This is a genomic window from Streptococcus sp. oral taxon 064 (assembly GCF_001683375.1).
Taxonomy (GTDB): domain Bacteria; phylum Bacillota; class Bacilli; order Lactobacillales; family Streptococcaceae; genus Streptococcus; species Streptococcus oralis_S.
Genome location: NZ_CP016207.1, coordinates 1,607,142 through 1,627,890, shown reverse-complemented (window position 1 = coordinate 1,627,890; position 20,749 = coordinate 1,607,142). Strand labels below are relative to the sequence as shown.

The window sequence follows — 20,749 nt, the reverse complement described above, 5'->3', positions numbered from 1 at the left end:
TCCTATTCTGGGATTTGTTGGGTGATACAGTGGATATTGCCACCACCTAAAAGAATATCTCTAGCTGGTATTCCTACGACTTTACGGTCTGGGAAACACTTGCTGAGGATATCTAGGGCAACTTGGTCGTTTTTATCTTGAAATTGGGGAACAAGGACAGCCTTGTTGGCAATATAGAAATTGACATAGGAAGCTGCAAGACGTTCACCTGCATAACGCTCTTCTTCCCCTTCTTCATAGGTATAGCCTGGTAAATCTTCTTCGGTTACAACTTGATGAAGCGCTGGGATTGGCAATTTATGAATGGTGAAGTGACGCCCTTTTGCATCTGTTTCTTGCTCTAAGAGTTCTAAATCAGCTACTGACATGGCATACTGGGGATCGTTTTGATCATCTGTCCAAGCTAAGACAAGTTCCGCAGGACCAACGAAGGCAGCAACATTGTCAACGTGTTCATTGGTTTCGTCCTGATAAATACCATAAGGCAGCCAGATAACTTTTTCAGCGCCAAGGCTCTCTAATAAGGTGTTTTCAATTTGCTCTTTAGACAGGTGGGGATTGCGTCCAGGACTGAGTAAGCAACTTTCAGTCACAAGAATGGTCCCTTGACCATCGCTATGGATTGCGCCTCCTTCTAGGACAAAAGGTTTGGCATCGTAAACAGGAATTTCCAATGACTCAGAAAAACGACTGGCTACTTGGTCATCATCTTCATAATCTTGATAAAGACCGTCCACAGCCCCACCCCAGGCATTAAAAGACCAATCGACTGCCAATTTTTCTCTTTTATCATTGACGAGAATGGTCGGACCTGTATCACGCGCCCAGGCATCATTTGTCGGGATATCTAAATAAACAACCTTGTCTCCTAGATAGGACTGGGCTTCATATAGATAATCCTGCTCCACCAAAAGGTAAACCCTTTCCCCTTCTGCTATAGTCTTAATAATCTGGCTAAATGCTTTTTTGGCAGCCTTTCCTTGAAAGGGCCATGAACCTGGTCGAGTCGGCCAGATCATGAGGGTGCCATGATGGGGTTCGTACTCTGCTGGCATACGATAGCCTGCTTTTTTCGGAGTTTCTATCATGATAATCTCCCTTTAAAGTCTTGATAGCCAAAGGCTTTGACTAAGCTGCAGTCTCCCTGCTCGTCCATAAGATAGAGACTTGGCAAGCCAATACCATTAAAGGTATTATTTTTGACAAAGGAGTAGATTGCCATGTCTTCAAAGTAAAGTCTATCACCGATTTGGACTGGATTTTCAAAACTATAATCACCAATCACATCACCCGTCAGACAGGTATTGGAAGAAAGTCTATAGGTATGGGCTTTTTCCTGCGGTTCAAATCCATTTCTCAGAGGTGGACGATAGGGCATTTCAAGTACATCTGGCATATGGCAGGTCGCGGAGGCATCTAAAATCAAAATATCCATACCGTTTTCGACAATGTCCAATACTTCAGTTGCTAGATAACCCGCATTGAGCGCAATAGCTTCACCCGGCTCGATATAGACTTCAAGATTGTAAGTTTCTCGGATACGCTTGATTTCTGAAATCAGCAAATCCACATCGTAGTCTTCTCTGGTGATGTGGTGTCCACCACCCATATTGAGCCATTTAACTTGATACAAATAGGGTCCAAACTGCGCTTCGACTGCTTTCAAAGTTGTCTCTAAATCATCCGCCCCCTGCTCGCAAAGGGTGTGAAAATGAAGACCATCTACTAAGTCCAGCAAATCACTCGGTATCTTATCAAGAGTAACTCCAAACCGAGATCCCGGAGCACAAGGGTCATAGAGCGCGTGATCTCCTTGAGTTGAACACTGTGGGTTGAGGCGCAAACCGACACTAATACCAGCCTCTCGGCAACGAGGACCGTGTTTGCGCAACTGTCTCTCTGAGTTGAAGACGATATGATCCGTTATCTCCAGCAATTCCTCCAAGTCTGCATCCTTGAAAGCAGGTGCAAATACATGGACTTCTCCCGGGAACTCTTCTCTAGCTAACTTGGCCTCATAGAGACCACTTGCAGTTGTACCAGATAGATACTGGCTAATCATGGGGTAGGTTTTGTAGAGAGAATAAGCCTTCTGGGCCAGTAAAACCTTGCAGCCCGCTTCTTCCTGAACATATTGTAAAATACGGCAGTTGGCTTCTAACTTGGCCAAGTCAATGACATAAGCTGGTGTGGGTACTTGTTCTAACTTCATTAGTCCACCATTTGAGGGTTTTCAACCACAACCCAAGGCAAGCCGTACTCATTCAAAGCTTCCATAAATGGATCTGGATCCAACTCTTCAAGGTTGTAAACTCCAGGTTGTTTCCAAGTACCGTTCATAACTAATTTTGTTCCAATCATAGCTGGAACTCCAGTCGTGTAAGAAATAGCTTGGGAGCCAACCTCAGCGTAACATTCCTGATGGTCGCAAACATTGTAGATGTAGATGGTCTTTTCAACTCCGTCTTTGACACCTGTAAAGATACAACCGATATTGGTTTTTCCAACAGTGCGTGGGCCAAGGCTTGCAGGGTCTGGAAGCAAGGCTTTTAAGAATTGGATTGGCACTATTTCTTGTCCGTTGAAGTTAATAGCATCCGTACGAAGGAGACCAACGTTTTCCAAGCATTTCATATGCGTTAGATAGGATTGACCAAAAGTCATAAAGAAACGAATCCGTTTAACGCCTGGAATATTTTTTGCCAGTGATTCGATTTCTTCATGGTGAAGGAGATACATGTCTTTCTGTCCAACTTGTGGGAAATCATACTCACGTTTGATAGACATAGCTTCAACTTCGACCCATTTTCCATCTTCCCAGTAAGAACCTGGCGCAGAAACCTCGCGGAGATTGATTTCTGGGTTAAAGTTTGTTGCAAATGGATAACCGTGGTCACCACCATTACAGTCTAAAATGTCGATATAGTGGATTTCATCAAAATAGTGTTTAAGTGCGTAAGCAGAAAAGACGCTGGTCACACCTGGGTCAAAACCAGATCCAAGAAGAGCTGTCAAGCCTGCTTCTTTAAATTTTTCCTGATAAGCCCATTGCCATGAGTAGTCAAAGTAAGCTGTAAAACCAAGCTCCTTGCAGCGTTTTTCATAAATCGCACGCCATTCAGGGTCTTCTGTGTCCTCAGCTTCGTAGTTGGCTGTGTCAATATAGTGGACTCCTGTTGCTAAACAAGCGTCCATAATAGTCAAGTCTTGATATGGGAGTGCTACATTCAAAACAGCTTCTGGTTTGTAGCTTTCAATCAAGGCAATCACTTCTTGAACCTTGTCAGCATCAAGAGCAGCTGTCTCAATCTTTGTACTTGTTGTGCCTTCTAATTTAGCTTTCAAGTCATCACATTTTGACTTAGTACGACTAGCAATCATAATCTCTGTAAATGTTTCGCTATCTTGGCAAATCTTTGAAATAGCAACTTGGGCAACGCCCCCACATCCGATAACTAATAAACGACTCATTTTTTCCCTTCCTCTTCTTCTAAAATATCCTCAACATACTTAGGCAACATAAAGGCTCCCACATGTAAGTTTGCAGTATAGTATTCTGTGAAAAGCTGGCGTTTTTTCCAGCCTTCCTTGTCAAAATCTTTGACAGGGTGGTATTTTTTCGATGCAAATCCAAACAACCAATAGCCCGCTGGACTGGTTGGGATATGGGCCTGATAGACCCGGCTGATTGGAAAGGCTTGATTGACCTTGCGGTGCATGCTTCGGCAAGCTGACTCATCCTCGTCAAAAAACGGACTCCCATGCTGGTAAATCATGATACCATCCTCTTTCAAAGCTCTGTAGCTGTTCCCGTAAAATTCCTTGGTAAAAAGCCCTTCCGTATGCCCAAATGGATCTGTCGCATCGTTGATAATGATATCGTAATCATCCTCACAGTTTCGTAAAAAACGAAGCCCATTTTGGTAGTAAATGGTAACACGAGGATCATCTAGCCCTGCAGCAAAGTCTGGGAAATACTCACGACAGACTTCAACCAACATCTCATCCGGTTCCACAATATCGATTTGTTCCAGTTCAGGATAGAGTGTTAATACTTGGGCAACACCCCCGTCACCACCCCCAATAACCAATACTTTCTTTGGATTTGGATGGACAGCCATGGGTACGTGGACGGTCATTTCATTGTAAACAAAATCATCTGCATCTGAAAACAAGACATGGCCATTTAAGATCAATATCTTTCCAAAAGCTGGTGTATCTAATACCTCAATATCCTGCCACTCACTTTTTCCAGCATAGAGTTGCTTGGCTGTTCTCAGGGACAGTTTCACATCTGGAGTATGAACTTCAGAAAACCATAAATCCATCTAGTTCTCCTTTCTCTCAATGATGTTGATGTGATTGACTTCTGGATCTTCCGTCCCTTGGAGGGAGCAACCACGTTCCTTGGCGAATTGTATATAATCCACAATCTCTCGTGTAATCCGTTCACCTGGTGCTAGGATTGGTATCCCTGGAGGATAGCACATGACAAATTCCCCACAGACTTGTCCAACAGAATCATCCAAGGTTAAACTTTTTCTTTCTGAATAGAAGGCTTCTTGTGGAGACAGCACCAACTCGGGCTGGATATATTCTCCAGCAATCAAGTCCTTCCCATCTCGAGAATAGAGTCTCTTAATATCAGCCAAAGCACCGACTAAGCGCTCGATGTCTTGGATGCGGTCGCCAATGGAAATATAAGCTAAGATATTGCCAATATCACCAAACTCGATCTGAATGTCATATTCATCCCGTAAGAGATCATAAACTTCAATCCCTGTTAAACCAATCCCCTGAGTGTAGACTGATAACTTAGTCACGTCAAAATCACAAACCGAGACACCGTCTATTAACTCTTTTGAGTAGGCGTAGTAGCCACCGATGGCATTGATTTCACGACGAGCATACTCAGATAACTCAATAACTTTCTCAAAGGACTCTTTACCACGAAGGGCTAGGTTTCTACGAGAAACATCGAGACTTGCCATCAGCAGGTAAGATGCTGATGTAGACTGGGTCAGGTTGATAATCTGACGAACGTATTCAAGATTCATCTGCTCCCCGATAAGTAAAATGGAGCTTTGGGTCAGACTCCCACCAGACTTATGCATAGAGACCGCCGCCATATCAGCACCTGCATCCATAGCAGAAATTGGAAGTTTATCTGTAAAATGCAAATGCGCACCATGAGCTTCATCCACTAAAACTAGCATGCCCACTTCGTGAGCCATCTCTGTTAATCCTCTCAGATCCGAACAAATCCCATAGTAAGTAGGATTGTTGATTAGGATAGCTTTAGCATCTGGATGCTCCTTAATTGCCTGGGCAACACGGTCATTTTCAAGTCCTAATGCGATGCCGATTTTGGGATCTACACTCATCTCGATATAGATGGGAATGGCACCACATAGAACCAACGCATTGATAGCAGATTTGTGGACATTTCGTGGAAGAATAATCTTATCTCCCGCCTTGCAGGTGGAAAGAATCATGGTTTGAACAGATGAAGTTGTTCCCCCAATCATGAGAAAGGCATGGGCTGCACCAAAAGCATCCGCAGCTAATTCCTCCGCATCCCGAATAATCGAAATGGGATGACCAAGATTATCCAAGGGTTTCATAGAATTGACATCAATGCCAACACATTTTTCTCCTAACAGTTCGACAAGTTCAGGATTTCCCCGTCCACGCTTGTGACCTGGCACATCAAAGGGGACAATTCTTTTCTTGCGTAGCTTGACCAAGGCCTCGTAAATTGGGGCTTGGTTTTGATCTAACTTCTTCAAGACATACTCCTTTACCGTATTTTTAGCACCTCAAAAAGATAAAGGCGACTAAAGGTTGACTTATGAAAAAAGAGCAGGTTTTCACCTGCTCTGCAATCTTCTGACGTGTTTATTTTGGTTTCTGTTGAGTATGTCTGTTCCCGATGTTTCCTAACTCTCTAGTAGCAAATATTACGTACTTTATTGATCGTTTCACAAGATGACGTGTGCTTTCACCACACTAAAAATTTATGAATTAGGACAAGCGTCCTAACATCAACTTATAAAAGTAGGCTTTTAACCCTATCAATAATGTGGCTTTTCAACCACGCTTCGGCATTCAACCCTGCCTGTCCGTAGGCATTTTTTACTCGGGTTTATATTTGCTAGAAAACATCTTCTCATTTTCTAAGCCTTATAACTATATCATGTTTATAAGAGCTTGTAAAGCATTTTGTGAAACTTTTTTAAATAATTTTGTTTTTTGTTCGTGGAATATTATTCAATGACAAAAAGAAATCGCTTTAAAACGTCAAAGAAGTAAGAAAAAAGAAACTACAACCATTAGATATTTTAATAATCTTAAAGTATGACTTGATATTGAAAATCAATTCTTTTCATCAGATTTTATACATATTTCCAGCTAGGAAGTAAGAATCAACTGCTCCAATTCTACTTCTGAAAGCTGTCCTTGTTTGTAAAGTTTTCTAAGTAAGTCCTCATCTACGGTAATTGAATAATAGTACTCTACAAACTCATGAAATTTCTCAAAACTGTCAAAGAAATAGGATAATAACCATTCGCCACCGTCCTGATCTTGGTAGCTATTTTGATGCTCTTGACCGTCATACCAGATAAAGAAGGTTGTTTCTTCTTTTTGCTCTTCTGAGTATAGGATTTGATACTTTTCATCCAGTCCTTTATAAAATCCGTCTATGATATCTTGATTCCACTCATCCGCAGCAAATTGACTCAAACTGCTTTCATGATCAAAGCCCTTTATAAGGATCATTTTATCGGTAAAGATCACATCTAGAGAATCACCAGAACCGTTGTCGATAAGGTAACGGACCCCATAGCTCTCCTCTGTCTTACTGATCAATCGAAGCCAGGGCTTGTTTGGATCTGTTCGATACTCAACAATGACAAGCAAGGCATCTAAACGCGTCTTTGCATTTTCCCATTCAATTTTTTCCATCTCTTTAGTCCTCCATCTTAAAGTTTAAAATCTATTATGGTTACAAATTCTATAACCAATTTCTATCTATTCCGTCCAACTATCCTGTGGAATATTTTCTTCACCAGACAAATCATCAGGTGTACGATTTTCTAGATGTACATTCATCACGCACCTGACTAGCAGTTTGTAAGAGTAGTTAACAAATAGTCACTAAGACATTTCCTTTGAGAGTTAAGATTTTCTTATAAAAGTCCTTCATTTTTACAAAACAGGTTCGAATATCATCCTTGATTTCTTCTTCATCAAGATAATCCCAAATATCGGGATACAAATCTGCCTTCTTGCACGCTTCCATGCTAAAGTTAGCTAGAGCCCTATCCATGTCAAAATTCTCTAAAGCTTGAACAATCTCAGCTATCTTTGAGTGTTCAGTATAAGCTACATACTCTGATACATTTTCTAAAGGAGTTACTCCCAAGACAGCTTCTCTCAAGGGATCGTCATCAATAAATTCTGAACTACTAAAACCTGTCATAACAAAGAGTAATGCATCCCACATTTTGTCAATATCTATCAACGTATCATTTCCCTCAGGATAATCATCTACTATGTCAAGCAAATCCTCTTCCTGACAAGAATACCGCTTCATTTGGCTTAATTCATTGTCAGATAGATATTGATAATTAGCAATCATTCCCATAATGTTTCCTCCAATTAGTTAGTCCCCTTTCTTGAAAAAGGCAAGATATCTACTGTTTTTGGACTCTCCTCCTTATTTCTCCTTCTCATCTTCCGTCAATTCCCAGACTTCTGACTGATAACCCTCACCATCTATATCATAGCGCTGCATATAGCCTAAAAATCTTTCTTTTTTATTTGACTTACGAGGCTTGAGAATGTTTACAGCCCAGAATCCGATAAGAATGACAACTAAAAGTGCTACTACTGTCTCCATACTACTTCTCCCTTGCCTAGCTTAATATCCTTCAATCCACTTTTCATTGTCCATAATGAAAGGCTTAGCTAGTCCATTACCTGTATAATCCGCATACTTTGTAGCTAAATACTTGTAACAATCTTCCTTGCTCGCAAACTTAATAGCTTGATAAGGCTCTTCAAAAGTCAATTTCTCTACAAATAAGACCCCCCCCCTCAGCTGGCACTAAAACACCTACGTGCCCGATAAAAAGAAACTCTCCATCCAAATTGTCATGCAACACAACAGACAACATTCGAGCTTTGTCATTGAATTGAAACTGGGAGAAGAATTTCTCCATCTTCTGCGCGTGAACTTTTACATCCGTCGTTGCTTCCGTCTCCACCCTAGAAAATAGAAAATCAAATTCTTCCTTGTCTTTCGTATCAAATACTTTTCCCTTATCGATAGCATCGTTATCAACAAAAAGAAGCTGATCATTCTTTTCGAGTTTTGGGATTGTGACCGAATTTTTCAAGAGCGCATAGCTATTAATACGGCAGTTGGTCCCGACAAAGTCACCCTTTTTTTCATTCCATAGATTACTAATTTTCTCTACGTCGTACCCTGTCTTCGTAAAGGAGGCAAAATCCCCACTTAAGCCAGTAGAACCGACAGTCGCATTATAGTCTGTGACAAGATTGAAAAATGCATCAACACTATTTGGGTCCAAGTGAGCTGATAAGAGAGATTTGACCTCTTCGGTACTGACCTGATTATTCAGATTTGTATATGAAGCCGTCCAAGGAACTTTATCCGAACTGGTCTGTGTCTGGTTTGCAGCTTCAGTGCTCGTATTATTTTGCTGACAAGCAGCCAATCCAAGAAATAAGGGCAAACACAATCCCAAGGCTACTACTTTTCTCGTTCGTTTCATGAAACGCTCCTTCTAGAGTACAAGTCTCTTTTTCATTTTAAACAGTATTCATTAATCATGCAGCTAGTAATCGTTGACTTAGCTATATTATACTACATAAGTCAAAAAAAGACTGCACGAATCACCCATTCATTACAGTCTTTTTGAGTACGATTTTTATTGGATTATAAAACCTTTAGGCAATATCACCAGTTGCTGCTCCAATTCTTGGCAATGGCTGGCTAGCACTACAGACTCACTATCTACTAGATAGTTTTCAGATGATTGGTTAAAAATAGCTTGGATTTTTTGTCCATCATTATTCCATTCTATAGAAAGCACATCCGGCTTGATTTCTTGCAGTCTATAAGTTCCATGTTGAATAATGCCTGAAGCATCCTTTCGAAGCTGAATCAATTTCTTCATGAAATGAAGCATGTCATTACTGTATGAAACACGTTCCCAAGGCATGACACGACGACAATCTGGGTCTGGCCCTCCACCTAACTCCAACTCAGTTCCATAGTAGAAACACGGTGTCCCCCTTTGTAAAAAGAGGCAGGCGAGGGCAGACTTAACCAGTTGGGCATCTCCCTTGGCAGTAGCCAAAATGCGCTCCGTATCGTGCGAATCCAGAAGATTGAACATCACTTCCGAAATCTGTTGTCTATAGTACATAGATTGGCTATTGATTTCATTGATAAATTGAGGTGACTTCTTAACCCCTCGCAAGAAATAATCCTTGATACTTTCAGAGAGAGGATAATTCATGACTGCGTGGAATTCATCTCCGTTTAGCCAGGGTTGGGAAGTGTGCCAGACCTCTCCAAGAATATAAAGGTCAGGCTTTTTAGCCAAGACAGCCTTACGGAAATCTCTCCAAAATTGATGGTCTACTTCATTTGCCACATCCAGTCGCCAAGCATCAATATCAAACTCTTCAATCCAGTAGGTCGCAACGCTCAACAAATAGTCCCTCACTTGAGGATTGGCCGTATTTAGCTTGGGCATATAGCTGGCAAAGGCAAAGGTATGGTAAGGGAGTTTTCTTGGGTTTCCCAGCTTATCCTTGGTCACGGGGAATTCTTGAACATGGAACCAGTCTTTATATTCCGACTTTTCACCATGCTTGAGAACATCCTGCCATTGTGGAGACTGGTCCCCGATATGATTGAAAACAGCGTCCAGCATGATTTTCATCCCTCTCTGATGAGCCTCCTCCACCAGTTTACGGAAAGTTCCCTTGTCTCCAAAATGATGGTCAATTTCGAAATAATCCGTCGTATTATACTTGTGATTGCTTGGAGATTCAAAAATCGGACAGAGATAAAGACCTGTAATCCCTAAGTCTTGCAAGTAATCTAGATGGTCAATAATACCTTGTAAATCACCACCAAAGAAATCACTCGTTTTTGGTTTGATTGACGAATCCCAAGCCAGAGCCCCTTCTGGAGAAATCTCAGGGTTCCCATTAGCAAAACGTTCTGGGAAAATCTGATACCATACCGTCTCTGCTACCCAGTCAGGAACGTGGCAAGCATCAATCTCATGGATATACGGAATTTTAAAGCCATTTCCTTCATAATGAAGGTTTTCTAGCGTATTTTCAACACATCCCTTATCGCCATATAAGACCTCCTGACCTTGCTTATCCTTGAGTTCAAAGAGATACTGGAGTCGTGCATAGCCAACCGTAACTTCCACTTGCCAGTAATCAAACAAGGCATCGGAAGTCACTTTGATCATCGCCTTGCTTGCTTCATAATGGTCCTCTAAAAAGATAAAAGTATCTCCATAATGCAAATGGATGCTTTCAATATCATCTTTCTTAGTCCGGATACGAATGTGCATTGTCTTATCTTTATAAAGATACGCATACTCCGACTCCGGTCTATGGTAAATGGCTGTTAATTCCATTGTATTTGTCTCCCAAATTTTTAATCTATTTTCACGAAAACGTTTTCAATGATAATAATTCCAGTATACTATTTTTGTAAACTATTTGCAAGAATGGTCCATTTTTAAAAGAACTATCTTTTTAAGTATACAAAAAGCCTTAAAAAAGACTTTGAATTACTACTATTGATTGGAAGGATATAAAGTTTACAAGTATGGTACAATCTATTCAAATTCAATTAGTAATTTTGAATTCCAATTTCATATAGACTCAAGATAGTAGTATATATTTGAAGATAGAAAAGAAGACATTTAATCAATCTTTGTTATCTCCTAAGAAAATCATAATTGCTTGTCCATCAACTCCAGAATTAAACATAGTCCAGTATATAGATTTTGTTTCAAATGCAAGTTTAGCCTCTGCATATAATGGTTTTGCAATTTTCATTATATTACTAATATGTTTATTTTCAAATTTTAAGTTTTTAATGCCAAGATATTTATCTATATCTAGTAGACCAAGTTGAAATTCATCGTATTGGCTTGCTATATGACTGTATAAAAATTTATTCTTTTCTTCTTTAGAAGATTGATAGATATTACTATAAAAAGTACTATCTCTATTTCTTACACCATCTTTAATACTCTCAACTAATTGATTATAATCATAAGACATAAATTCAATTAATGTTTCAATTTCAGCCTTTACTTTATTTTTACTTTGTCCAACTTGTAAACACCGCCATTCGCCCGTTTTTTCTTTACCAAATAATGCCCAAACTTCATGACCAACTATGGGGAATTTAATGAGCTTTTGATTTATTATACTCTTATTATTTAATTCCTTCCTAGAAAAACACATAGTTTCTTTAAAATGATTCTTTAAAAGTTCTTCATTGTATAACTTTGGAATAAATTTATTATAACTTTCTTTGTCTTTCATTTTTTCTTCTAACTTCTCCTGATTTTTCTATAAATCATTATCTAATTATTTTAACCAATATATTAATTTTACAAAATATTGCAAATTTTACGACAAACTACTTTCTTTGACATGAAACCAGTTTTAACAGTGAATGACAAACTTGTTTCTACCTTCTACTCTTTCGGTTTTGAAAACACTTCTACTCGCTGAGCTAGGACTTTGATTTCTACAGGTAGGTAATCCGATTTATCGCCGTCAACATCTGACTCCAATTCACTATCTGAAGAGATCTTAATATTACGCGCTCTGATATACTCAATATTGTCATTGCCGACAACATCTCCTTTTAGTAAATCAGGAATGACGGATAATTTAGAGAATATAGAAGCATCTTTTAGAATCAAAATATTGGCATAGCCATCCTTGTCTTCTTCAAAGATTTTCTTATCAGCGAAGTAATTTGTCAAGAGAACCAAAACATGGCTCGCTTCACCAACATAATTTCCATTTTCTGTCTCGACATTAATATTAAAGACCTGATCCGTCATGACAGACTTCATGGTATTTACAGCATAGGCAAAAATACCGAATTTTGTCTTGTCCTCAATCTCCACATTGTGAATCGCCTCAGGCAGAGAACCGATACTAAAGATATAACCAAAATAGTTATCATTTGCTTTACCTATATCAATCTTGTTGGTTAAATTAAAATCGAGTTCATCAATCGCGCCATCGATGTCTTGATTGATTTCCAATAGTTTCGTAATGAGGTTACCAGTACCGCCAGGGATAATCCCTAACTTCGGAATGTAGTCTCTCTCAGCAATACCCGAAATGACTTCATTGACAGTCCCGTCCCCTCCAAACACAACCACTGCATCATACTGCTCACGAGACGCTTCCTCAGCAAAGTGTGTTGCGTCTAACGCTTTTTCGGTAATTTTGGTTTCCACATGCTCAAAATAATCTTTGGCTTTATTCTCCAGCTTGACCTTATAATCCAAAGCCTTTTCCCCACCAGAGGTAGGGTTGATAATTAACATTACTTTTTTCATTGATAATACTCCTTTAATAGTTACAAAAATTCTAGTAACTAATTATATCACTTGAGTTATGTAAACGCCATCCAAATGCTTGAAAAATCGAATCCACTAACTAGAATAGATACGTTAATGTATCAAGCACTTACCTCAACTTAAACAAGAATAAATACTTATTGTTAACAATCCACTACTTTACTTTTTCGACAATTTTATATAATCCATTAAGTACAAAATAGCTGAAACAAATGCGAACACACTGGAAAATCCAGCTAATATCGGAATAAAACCAATAATAGATGCAATCAAAAGAAACTGATAAGTCTTCTTATTGACTTTTGATTCTTCATCATGAAGAAGGAATGCTACAAAACCAAAAAACAGCAATATTAAACAAGTTGAAAAGTAGATTCCATCCCAACTAGAAAGTCTAACAAGCTTAGGTATCACCCAGTAAATGATTTCAAATTTCCACATTTTAGAAGAAAGGTAAGTAATCGTTAAAGCTCCAATTAAAGAAATAACTCCGTTTATTAGCAATAATTTATTTGATTTCACACTTAATCCTTTTTATCCTTTTCTGTACTTATTCATCGCTAATTAATAGATTCACTTTTTAAAAATTCTTTAGACTTCTGGACGATATAGAGCTGTTCATCTTCTTGAGCGAGTTTTCTAAACAATTCATTCGCCCTAGTCATATCTCCTTTTAATTTAGAGTTCAAGGCTTGATAGTAAATGATTTCCAATTGTTGATATTTAAACTCGTTTTCTAATTCTTCAAAGTAATCATTGGATTGATGAGCAATTGTTAAATCGTAAAGTGCAATACTCACGCTTTTTGTTTTCTCGGCTAGAGAGGAATCTGATATGGACATTTTGTTTAGCATAAGATCAAGCTCATCTCTGGTTAGGTTAGGATTTGCAAGAACTGTCGAGCGAATGAGGTAACTCTCTAAGGAATCCCTGTATTTTGGCTTCAGTTTTTGATCAGTCGTTGCTTCAGAAGCCTCCTTAATGGCAGCATCGAAATCACCAATCATATAGGAATACCCAACAGATGTTAGTGTCACATCCATTTTTATAATAGCTCTTTTTGCATCTTTCTTCAATTCAATGTATTGCTTCCAAGATGGTAAATCTAAGTCCATATACAGTAACTTAGTACCACTCCTTACATACCCTCTTCTGATTAGTGCAATGAAAAGAAATAAGAGTGCATTTATGAATAAAATACAAAGGGTTTGAATAGTCCTATCTTTCACCATCCAAGCTACAAAAAGAATGAGAAGAACAGCCAAAACAATCACGACTTTTCTATAAAATCCATATTTCTTGCGTATTTCTAAATAATTCATTTTTACTCCTTTTCTAAATTATAAAATGTCATTACGAGAGCAGTTCTGAACCTTAAATGAGTCATTGACTAACAAAATGCTCTCTAATCAGTTCCCTATTTTTTTCTGATAGAATAGCCCAATGTGACCTGCAAAATAGGATCATAAACAGCTTTCATCTTAATTTATAACTTCTCTATTCTATCAAAAATAATCTCTTGCTTTTCGACACTTTCTCGGAGTGGTGACATGCCTAAAATCACTGTAAAAAATCCCAATAATAGAATACTATTAATAACAAGTAAGGCTCCCTCTGTTCCATTAACAGTATATAGATAAAATACAAAACATCCAAGAGTCGGAACAAGGATAAAAGGAAGAAGTTTGTAATGTTTTAATTGACGTTTATTTCCAACTGGTTTAAAGGTTATTTTATAATTTGTAACGTTATTCTCAAGTCTTTTTTGGACGCTATGACGAGCTCTTATGGCAATGAACCAGAAAGCAAGATAAGCTAGGGAAATGAATAGGCCATATAAGCCTATCTTTAAAGGAAGGTTATGACTAATCCCATTGTTTCTAAAAAAATTTGTCACAAGCCGATAGCCAGATCCCCCTATTGCTGTACCAATTGCAATCCCAATTGATTTACTCATAGTTGGAGCTACACTCTCAAAACGCATATCTCTTTTATCTAACTTTTGCATTTTTGCAGTAATTTCATCGGGAAGAGAACCCCAGAAATAGGATTTTGGTCTAACAGTCGTCAAATCTAGAATATACTTTTCTCCCTCTACTTCTACTATTTTGAAAAATACTTTATTCGTTTCTTTAAATTTTACCTTCATAGTCACCTTTAAATCCTTCTCAGAGTTAAAAAACTCTTTTCAATAACATTCCTAAATCGTTAGCCCCGTTTTTTAATAATAGTTAAACCAATTTTGACAGACATCTCTTTCGATGTTAACTGTATTGTGATCCCATAATTTGTTTTATCTGAGTAATTTACCCTGATTTGGCATGTAGTTTCCTCTGGTAGATCATATTTGATTTTCAGTTTCTGAAAGAGTTCAGACTGAGTTTCTGGCTGGTAGATAATTTCACTAAGCTCTGTTGTTCCAGTTCTTAACGTTCTTTTTACATTCAAGGAGTCAAAAACATCTCTTTTGACAACTAAGTTAAGAATTTCTTCATCAAATAAAGGATCTATCGCTGAATCGTAATGCAACTTGCCATTAGAATAACTAACGGGAACCTTTTTTTTATTTTCTCCGATTTGTATTCTATAGTCGCCCTTACCATCTGCCTTGGTAATGTCTAGGTCGATTTCACATCTTTTGACTTCGTCACCATTTTTTATATAGACGCTGCTTTTATAAGCTTCCAGCCCATTAAAATCCTTCTGCTCTTGTTCCAAAAATTTAAACATAGGATCAAACGTTTTTTCAAACTCGTACTGTTCCCTTGTTCTGTTTTTGGGAATGGTTTCACCACCCAAACTACAAGCATTCAATGAAGATGCTGTCATAAGAATAACAAGAACCCCAGTTACCCATAAACACCATTTAAACTTTTTCATATTTTACTTAATCCTTTTTTCGAGTCATAACAGTAAGATTTTTTCAAAAATTTATAAATGTTTAGTTAAACTTACACTAGTTCTACGTCGACTCCAGCTTTAGCAAAAGTTTCCTTAACTTGTTCAAAATTACTTGACATGATTGTCGCTTGTTTTAAATTTGGGAACTGCTTTAATTCAACCAAACTAACCTCATTCAAATCAAAAGTACTATCCTCACCATCCCACTGAGGAATCAGATTCATAAAAATTTCATTACCGCCATCCATATCAATCTCTTTTACAAGACTTGCATACTTCTGTGAAATCTGAAGATTTTTAAAGTATTCTAAGGCAGGCTCTACAAGTTCTGTACTTTCTGTATCAATATCCAACTCGCTAAATTCCTCTGAAAAATCAAAAATATCAAAAGCTGGCTTTAAAATATCTAAATCATACATCAATACTTGGATAATAGCTAGTTTAAAATTCAGATTATCAAAATGAAGATATTTTTCTTGAACAACTTTTGGATTTGATTTTTGACGTTCATGCTTGATTTCTGGATAGTAAGAAATGGTGAGTGGATATCTCATTACATCTGGTCTTCCATTAAAATTGGTTCCATGAGGGGTCCATAAAATAAAATTGAAATCCCCAGTTCTGTTTCTATCATAAAGAAAATAGGGAGGCTTCCCATCAGTGGATACTACGGCTTGACAAGGCATCTTGGGTAATTCTTCTTCTCCAAACATAGGTTTTACAACATCACCATAGTAGAAACTGATTGTAGAAAGTAGATGCTCATCATCAATATAGACCCTGCATTTCTTTAAATGATTCCGGATAGAAGACGAATGTTCAAATACAATACCAGCATTGTCGTAAACGTACTTTATGTATTTACTTTCTTTTTTGACAACCTGATCAGGCTTTCCTAACACGGCCTCAATATCTTTCAAAGATAAAGGAAAAGACAAGCTGGTTCCGTTCATTACCATTGAATTGTCATGAAAATTGATTTCGAGGTTTTTAGGATCTTTCTTTTTAAAAAAATTAAACATTCGATTCTCCTATTTATAATTTGTTTATCTAAATGCATCAAATCTATTTTTCTAACGTTAGAAAATTTACTGTATAAAATAAGGTTTTGCCGTATTTTTCGTCCGTAGGATTAAAAAAGCAGGAAGCCTTCTGAAAATTAATTACTCTTCACTAATAGACTTACCGCCTCAACGTGGCGCGTCCGCGGAACACAAAAGGTTTGGGGAGTTCAAAGCTCCAGTGGAGCTTTGAAGCCTTCTTACCTTAAAAAGAAAAGGTGAGAGGATTAATTCCGTTTCACTAACAAGCTTACACACAGCGGTTCGGATTTACCGTATCATCCGTGAAAAAACAATCCTCACGAAATAATGGAAAGTCTTTTGTTTTAATATTGTTCCATTCGTAAACTGAACCTACAATATCTCCAATAATAGATCCTAGCATGGCATTTCTCCTTATAAACTATTGGTTTAGACAGACATTTCTATTTGTCATACTCTTTTATTTTATCTGCATATTTAGTCAAAAGTTTTTTTGAATAAACTTTTTCTTTCTTTGAGTCTCGAACTTCTTTCCAAAGAATAGAAGCTACTTTTAGTTTGTTCGAGTAGTTGCCACTATTTTCGTCTGCACAGAAATCCTTTAAAAATTGATTCCATTGACAAACCGAATGGTCATACTTGGCATAATCTGAATCTCCATAATAAACTTTTAGCATATCTTGGATTGTAAAACTCAAATCATGTTCTCTTTTGACTTTTCTCCAGGCAGTGGCCATATCAGCAGTAAATTTAAAGGGCGAAACACCTGTTAGAGTTGAGAAATATTCTCTAAAGTGTGCATTAAAGGCGAATCCACATTCAAGTAAGGGCGTATCTAAAGTAACGACTTCTACTTGTTTCTTCTTGCTTTTTATTGATGATTTTTTAATCAAATTCCCCTTGAAGTACTGCTCAATAATATCATTGAGTTCCTGTTTTGTACCTCTATATTCAAGCCCTAATGACTTGCATATCTGTGAAAGTTCATCACGATACCAATAGTATTTATTAAATTCATCAAAGGATGTGATTTTATCAAACCCAGGTCTACTCTCTATCAATATTTTACCTCCTTAAAAACAGTTTAGGTTGTCATCTCAAAATAATGGAGTTTTAGTTTCTTTATTTTGAGGATTAGCAATGTTTCACTAACAAACTCACACACTCAGCGGTTCGGACTTACCGTATCATCAGTGAGATACAAAGTCTTTTCCATCTTCTAAAAAATCAAACACGACTAAATCTTTAGAATAATCATTTTGGTACAATTCCAATAGATACATCTTTCATTCTCCCAATATTTGAAAAACTAACCAATATTTTAAGCAATTTACAATCAAATTATTTATCCTTAATATACGCATTTATCATATAACAAAGATAATTAAGTTTGGTTTATCCAGGATCTACATCTATAGAAGTTATTTTGTAACCATCCTCATTATATAAAAATTCTAACTGTAGGGTTAAATCTACTAATTCAGAATCGGAGGTCATCTGATATTCAACAGCAAAACCAGTTTGATCATTAAATTCATAAACTTGTAGTTGAGAATACTCATAATTCGGATGGAAATTACATTCTACACCATATTCATCAATTTTATCAAAATCATTTAATTGTAATGATTCGTCAATATATTCAAGTAACTCTTTTACATCATCAACTTCCGAACCATCAACACAATCCATAATATCTCTATAATTATTTAGATGAATTGCTCTTAAAATCTTTTTAAGTACTTCAATTACTTTTTCTTCATTTTGGTAGTTTTCTTTGTATTCAAAATCATCGAATATTCCCATGATAATACTTCCTTTTCTAAAATTTAAAATCCTTTTCTTTACTAATTCTATTACTTGCCAATATTGTATAAATTAAATAACCAATAAAAATTATAATAAAAATAGCATTAATTTTTAACACAAAATAGAGATTTAACAAATTTGCGAACGCATGAAATAATAAACAGTAACCGACAGATTTCGTTTGACGGTAAAGAAGTCCTAAAACAAAACTTAAAAATAACGTATGTATAAAAAATAAAATAAAAGGAAATCCTTGATGACTTTCTCCAACTATAAACCATAAAGGCAGATGCCAAATTCCCCAGATTGAACCTACAATCAAATTAGATTGCCAATAAGTATATTTTTTATCAAGTAATGGCTGTAGTATTCCTCTCCATCCTAATTCTTCATGTCCACCACCAAAAAAAATTAGTTGTATAAAGAATAATGGCATCAGATAAATTGATACTCCATTTAATTCTAAGGAAGATACAGAAAATAGTATCAAAATTGCTAACAAATGAATAATGAAATAAATACTACTATTTTTTCTTTTATTAAATATAAAATGTTTAAATTTTATATTATTCCTTTTCAAATAAAAGCCACTTGCAATAGCTGGACCAAGTGCACCTACTATATGTAACATTCTCCCTATAAATGTTTCTAATCCAAAAATATGAGATTGAGTAAAGATGGCAAGAAGCCCCCAAGCTATATAAGTAATTCCAAATGTAATATAAAGATAATTTTTTAAATTCCTTTTATCAATTTCTGTCATTTTATCTTCCTTATTTTGATTATTTTAAATGTAATATTTGTTACTGCTTCTTAGTTGCTCTCGATTATAACTACCTATATTCTATCACAAAAACACAAAAAAAGCCTTACAATCAAGGCTTTTCATTATTGATTCATACCAAGCTTTCTAGGCTTTTACAAGCAAAGCTACACACTCCACGTGGTGCGTTTGAGGAAATAGATCCACCGGCTGGACTTTCTTCAATTCATAGCCCAACTCTTGGTAGAGTTTGATATCACGCGCCATGGTTGCAACATTGCAGGAGATATAGGCAATGCGGTCTGCTCCTGTTTGACTACCTGCCTTGATAAAGCTTTCTGTGAGGCCTTTTCTTGGTGGGTCGACTAGGATAGCGGTTGGTTGGATACCTTCCTTGAGCCAATTCTTCATAGCATTTTCAGCTGTATCACAGACATAGTGGGCGTTTGAGATATTGTTTAGTCGGGCATTTTTTTTGCTATTCTCTACTGCTTCTGGAATAACTTCAACACCATAAACTTCCTTGACATACTTAGCAACGGATAAGCCAATGGTTCCAATTCCTGAGTAGGCATCAATCACCACATCATCTCCTTTTAATTCTGAAAAGTCAATAGCCGTTTGATAGAGTTTCTCTGCCATTTGAGTATTAACTTGGTAGAAGGCTGGTCCAGCGATTTGGAAGTCATTCCCCAACATTTGGTCGGTAATATAGTCTTGTCCATAAAGGGTGCGCCAGTCCTTACCGAAAATCGCATTGGTATTCTGGTCGTTGATATTTTGCATGACAGATACAATATTTGGAAACTGCTTGATTAATTGTTCAATCAATTGGTCAACACGGAAAACTTTTGGACGAGTTGTCACAAAAATGACCATGATTTGCCCTGAGTAATGACCACGACGCACAACGAGCTTTCGAATCAAGCCAGACTGTTCCTTTTCATCATAAGGTTTCAAATCATAACGACGGAGCAAGTCGCGTAGGGCCACTACTACCTCATCAATCATAGGATCTTGGATAAAGAAATCTTCCAGTGGCATGAGATCATGGGAATTCTTACGGAAAAAGCCAGTTTCCAAGACACCATTGACACGACGAACTGGAACTTGCGCCTTGTTACGGTACTTGACTGGATTTTCCATACCCAGCGTTTCAGCGACCTCTACATCTCTAATGCCAGCAATTTTGTAGAGACTGTCTTTGACTTGCTTGGTTTTAAACTTGAGCTGTTCTGGGTAGGCAAGATGCCCCAAGTCAGCAATTCCTGAACGCAGGTAAGCCAAATCTAAATCTTGGTTACGATGAGGTGATTGAACAAGGTATTCTTCAACTTTCCCAAAGCCAATTTTTTTATTGACTTTAAGGACACGCATAAGAATTTTCTCAGTCGGAAGAGCATTCTCTACAAAAAAGACCAAGCCTTCTACCTTGGCAACTCCTGCCCCTTCATGGGTCAAATCAATAATTTCAACTTCTACAATATCATTTTTCTTTAACATATTCTTCACTTTCTATCGGTCTAAAAAAAGACGGCAACATTTCTGTTACCATC

Annotated in this window: 21 protein-coding genes and 1 pseudogene; all 22 read right to left on the bottom strand. The window is 37.3% G+C overall.

Going from position 1 to position 20,749, the window contains the following annotated elements:
* Window positions 1-2 precede the first annotated feature (2 nt).
* Window positions 3-1,088: an agmatine deiminase gene (aguA, locus tag AXF18_RS07975; protein WP_000573460.1), complete on the bottom strand. Its 1,086-nt coding sequence runs from the start codon at window positions 1,086-1,088 to the stop codon at window positions 3-5.
* Complete coding sequence (gene nspC / locus AXF18_RS07970; RefSeq protein ID WP_065371775.1) at window positions 1,085-2,212, bottom strand: carboxynorspermidine decarboxylase; 1,128 nt, start codon at window positions 2,210-2,212, stop codon at window positions 1,085-1,087. The genes aguA and nspC overlap by 4 nt, the downstream gene beginning before the upstream one ends.
* Window positions 2,212-3,471, bottom strand: coding sequence for a saccharopine dehydrogenase family protein (locus AXF18_RS07965; RefSeq protein WP_049478257.1), 1,260 nt, complete (start codon window positions 3,469-3,471; stop codon window positions 2,212-2,214). Before AXF18_RS07965 ends, nspC begins: the two co-directional genes overlap by 1 nt.
* A complete protein-coding gene (gene speE / locus AXF18_RS07960; protein ID WP_000366713.1) occupies window positions 3,468-4,328 on the bottom strand; it encodes a polyamine aminopropyltransferase in 861 nt (286 codons plus the stop codon). Before speE ends, AXF18_RS07965 begins: the two co-directional genes overlap by 4 nt.
* Entirely contained in the window at window positions 4,329-5,789 is a 1,461-nt protein-coding gene (locus tag AXF18_RS07955; protein ID WP_049500914.1) for an aminotransferase class I/II-fold pyridoxal phosphate-dependent enzyme, read from the bottom strand.
* A 622-nt stretch (window positions 5,790-6,411) separates the two neighbouring features.
* Window positions 6,412-6,966, bottom strand: coding sequence for a hypothetical protein (locus AXF18_RS07950; protein ID WP_049520315.1), 555 nt, complete (start codon window positions 6,964-6,966; stop codon window positions 6,412-6,414).
* Window positions 6,967-7,144: 178 nt separating this feature from the next.
* A complete protein-coding gene (locus tag AXF18_RS07945; RefSeq protein WP_065371774.1) occupies window positions 7,145-7,648 on the bottom strand; it encodes a YfbM family protein in 504 nt (167 codons plus the stop codon).
* Window positions 7,649-7,720: 72 nt separating this feature from the next.
* Window positions 7,721-7,903 carry a hypothetical protein gene (locus AXF18_RS07940; RefSeq protein WP_065371773.1) on the bottom strand — a complete coding sequence of 61 codons (183 nt, stop codon included), beginning with the start codon at window positions 7,901-7,903 and terminating at the stop codon, window positions 7,721-7,723.
* A gap of 21 nt (window positions 7,904-7,924) precedes the next feature.
* Window positions 7,925-8,801, bottom strand: a pseudogene (locus tag AXF18_RS07935) (DUF4300 family protein).
* Between the two features lie 156 nt (window positions 8,802-8,957).
* Complete coding sequence (locus AXF18_RS07930) at window positions 8,958-10,697, bottom strand: glycoside hydrolase family 13 protein (protein ID WP_065371772.1); 1,740 nt, start codon at window positions 10,695-10,697, stop codon at window positions 8,958-8,960.
* A gap of 295 nt (window positions 10,698-10,992) precedes the next feature.
* Window positions 10,993-11,619: a hypothetical protein gene (locus AXF18_RS07925; RefSeq protein ID WP_065371771.1), complete on the bottom strand. Its 627-nt coding sequence runs from the start codon at window positions 11,617-11,619 to the stop codon at window positions 10,993-10,995.
* Between the two features lie 155 nt (window positions 11,620-11,774).
* Window positions 11,775-12,656 carry a diacylglycerol kinase family protein gene (locus AXF18_RS07920; protein ID WP_065371770.1) on the bottom strand — a complete coding sequence of 294 codons (882 nt, stop codon included), beginning with the start codon at window positions 12,654-12,656 and terminating at the stop codon, window positions 11,775-11,777.
* 180 nt (window positions 12,657-12,836) lie between these two features.
* Entirely contained in the window at window positions 12,837-13,199 is a 363-nt protein-coding gene (locus AXF18_RS07915) for a hypothetical protein (RefSeq protein ID WP_000841303.1), read from the bottom strand.
* A 38-nt stretch (window positions 13,200-13,237) separates the two neighbouring features.
* Window positions 13,238-13,999, bottom strand: a complete 762-nt coding sequence (locus tag AXF18_RS07910) for a hypothetical protein (protein WP_001108327.1) — start codon at window positions 13,997-13,999, stop codon at window positions 13,238-13,240.
* Window positions 14,000-14,163: 164 nt separating this feature from the next.
* A complete protein-coding gene (locus tag AXF18_RS07905; RefSeq protein WP_000865033.1) occupies window positions 14,164-14,826 on the bottom strand; it encodes a DUF443 family protein in 663 nt (220 codons plus the stop codon).
* Between the two features lie 59 nt (window positions 14,827-14,885).
* Complete coding sequence (locus tag AXF18_RS07900; protein ID WP_065371769.1) at window positions 14,886-15,557, bottom strand: hypothetical protein; 672 nt, start codon at window positions 15,555-15,557, stop codon at window positions 14,886-14,888.
* Window positions 15,558-15,628: 71 nt separating this feature from the next.
* Entirely contained in the window at window positions 15,629-16,600 is a 972-nt protein-coding gene (locus AXF18_RS07895; RefSeq protein ID WP_065371768.1) for a hypothetical protein, read from the bottom strand.
* A 289-nt stretch (window positions 16,601-16,889) separates the two neighbouring features.
* The gene (locus tag AXF18_RS10045) at window positions 16,890-17,024 is read right to left on the bottom strand and encodes an ADP-ribosylglycohydrolase (protein WP_084437479.1); all 135 of its coding nucleotides are present in this window, start codon (window positions 17,022-17,024) and stop codon (window positions 16,890-16,892) included.
* Window positions 17,025-17,064: 40 nt separating this feature from the next.
* A complete protein-coding gene (locus AXF18_RS07890; protein WP_000573130.1) occupies window positions 17,065-17,682 on the bottom strand; it encodes an SAP domain-containing protein in 618 nt (205 codons plus the stop codon).
* A 334-nt stretch (window positions 17,683-18,016) separates the two neighbouring features.
* Window positions 18,017-18,427 carry a hypothetical protein gene (locus AXF18_RS07885; RefSeq protein WP_000510790.1) on the bottom strand — a complete coding sequence of 137 codons (411 nt, stop codon included), beginning with the start codon at window positions 18,425-18,427 and terminating at the stop codon, window positions 18,017-18,019.
* 16 nt (window positions 18,428-18,443) lie between these two features.
* A complete protein-coding gene (locus AXF18_RS07880) occupies window positions 18,444-19,193 on the bottom strand; it encodes a CPBP family intramembrane glutamic endopeptidase (protein WP_000134978.1) in 750 nt (249 codons plus the stop codon).
* Window positions 19,194-19,340: 147 nt separating this feature from the next.
* Complete coding sequence (gene rlmD / locus AXF18_RS07875; protein WP_065371767.1) at window positions 19,341-20,696, bottom strand: 23S rRNA (uracil(1939)-C(5))-methyltransferase RlmD; 1,356 nt, start codon at window positions 20,694-20,696, stop codon at window positions 19,341-19,343.
* Window positions 20,697-20,749: the final 53 nt, after the last annotated feature.